Source organism: Aeromonas rivuli, assembly GCF_000820045.1.
GTDB classification, from domain to species: Bacteria; Pseudomonadota; Gammaproteobacteria; order Enterobacterales; family Aeromonadaceae; genus Aeromonas; species Aeromonas rivuli.
Genome location: NZ_CDBJ01000093.1, coordinates 1 through 1,459, shown reverse-complemented (window position 1 = coordinate 1,459; position 1,459 = coordinate 1). Strand labels below are relative to the sequence as shown.

The 1,459-nt window shown below is 56.8% G+C and carries 3 protein-coding genes; all 3 read right to left on the bottom strand.

Features of this window, described 5'->3' with window-relative positions; genetic code table 11:
* Positions 1–677 (bottom strand): hypothetical protein (locus BN1130_RS19525; RefSeq protein WP_157014115.1); only part of this gene is annotated, 677 nt, incomplete at its 3' end.
* Positions 677–985 carry a hypothetical protein gene (locus BN1130_RS19520; RefSeq protein WP_042044093.1) on the bottom strand — a complete coding sequence of 103 codons (309 nt, stop codon included), beginning with the start codon at positions 983–985 and terminating at the stop codon, positions 677–679. The genes BN1130_RS19520 and BN1130_RS19525, both read right to left, overlap by 1 nt.
* A 115-nt stretch (positions 986–1,100) precedes the next feature.
* Positions 1,101–1,459 (bottom strand): hypothetical protein (locus BN1130_RS22985; RefSeq protein WP_042044092.1); only part of this gene is annotated, 359 nt, incomplete at its 5' end.

Below are 1,459 nucleotides of genomic sequence, written 5' to 3'. Positions count from 1 at the left end.
GCGGCGATAAAGTTGTCACGGGTCTCGGCGGTCTTAAACTTGGGTAAGCGGGGCAATAGCCCCCAGGCGGCAAGGGGTTGACTGCATACTTTCCACAACCGGAGGGCAAGCACCTGTTGATCGCCAAAATCAGTGGTGGCATTGAGCAGCCTCATGACCCGCTCAACGTAGTTCACTGCCAAGCGTTCGCGGCTTTCCTTGGTACGCAGGGCATCCAGTGGCTCGGGGATAACATTTTGCACTTGGCGCAAGGTGGTGATGCGACCCGTAAGCCAGCGGTTAGCTTCATAGCAGATAGTCACCCCCTTGAGCACATCCGGGGCGCGGCGCAGGCAGTAACCCACGAACAGCTCAGCCATCAGGTCAGCAGGCAGTGACACCCCTGGCCCACCGCCTTCGCGAGGAATAGGGCGTTCGAGCAGGTCAAGTGCTCTGTCCAGGGCCAAGGCGCCAGGGATGCCGACGAAATAGGTTTTGATGGCCTCGTCGATGGGGACGGCAAGTGCCTTGCGCCGAGCGGCAGGCAAGCGAGACGCCTCCAGTGGATAGAGAGATACACGGCGACAAGCCATGATTCGACGCGCCATGGCTTTGAGAGAGGCCGCCAATTTCCAGGCAGAGGGCTGCCTGGTGACGATGGGCTTGGCGTCAAATAGCTCGGCGTGGTAGTCCCGCATCAGAACGGCAAGGGCTCGTCACAGCGCAGATTGGCGAGCTGGTGTTCGGTGCGATGTATGTTCCAGGTAGAGACGTTATAGAAGTGTCGATAGATGCGGCATTTCTGACCCAGCAAGCAGCACGCGTAGCTCCGGCGGTGGAAACCCGCGAGGGCTGCCCTCAGTTGCTTGCGGCACTGTTTCAAAGCTGCCAGCTCTATTTGTGCCGTCGCATTCCAGGCTGCAAGCTCGGCGACCAGCTCAGTTTCCAGAGCCGAAAAATCCGGTTGATTGTTGTGCATAGCGTCAATGACCGATAAATTTGGCATCTCAATGTCCTGCAAGTTGTAAACAAACCCCACCGCTGGTGCGCCAACACTGTGAACGCGGGGGGCTTTGTGCTTTCGTGATTAGGAGTGTTTTATGTTTAAGAGCAAGTACCTTTCAGGGGTCGCTCCGGCCCAATTTGACCAACAGGTCAGTGACTACATTGCCCATCAACCACCAGGCAAAGGCCGAACCCTTAACATCGTCATTGAGAATGAAGACGGCCGGATTTACCGCTGCATCAAAACAGTGGGTCAAGACAGCTTTGTAGGTCTGTCTACGTTTTTGCGCGGCGAGCTTGGTTTGTATGACCGCCTGTACGATGAGCCGCGCCAGCCGAGCGGTAAGCCTGACGCTCACTTTCAGGTAAGGCTGACGCTTGTGCCCCTTTAAGGGCATACTTCCGGGCGTAACCGATAGCAGAGGGGAGCGCCATAGCGTCTTCCCTTTTTCTTGTGTCATTCGTGCCATGTTTC

Coding starts and splice junctions, on each gene's coding strand:
- BN1130_RS19520 (WP_042044093.1), bottom strand. CDS start 985: ATGCCAAATTTATCGGTCATTGACGCTATGCACAACAATCAACCGGAT.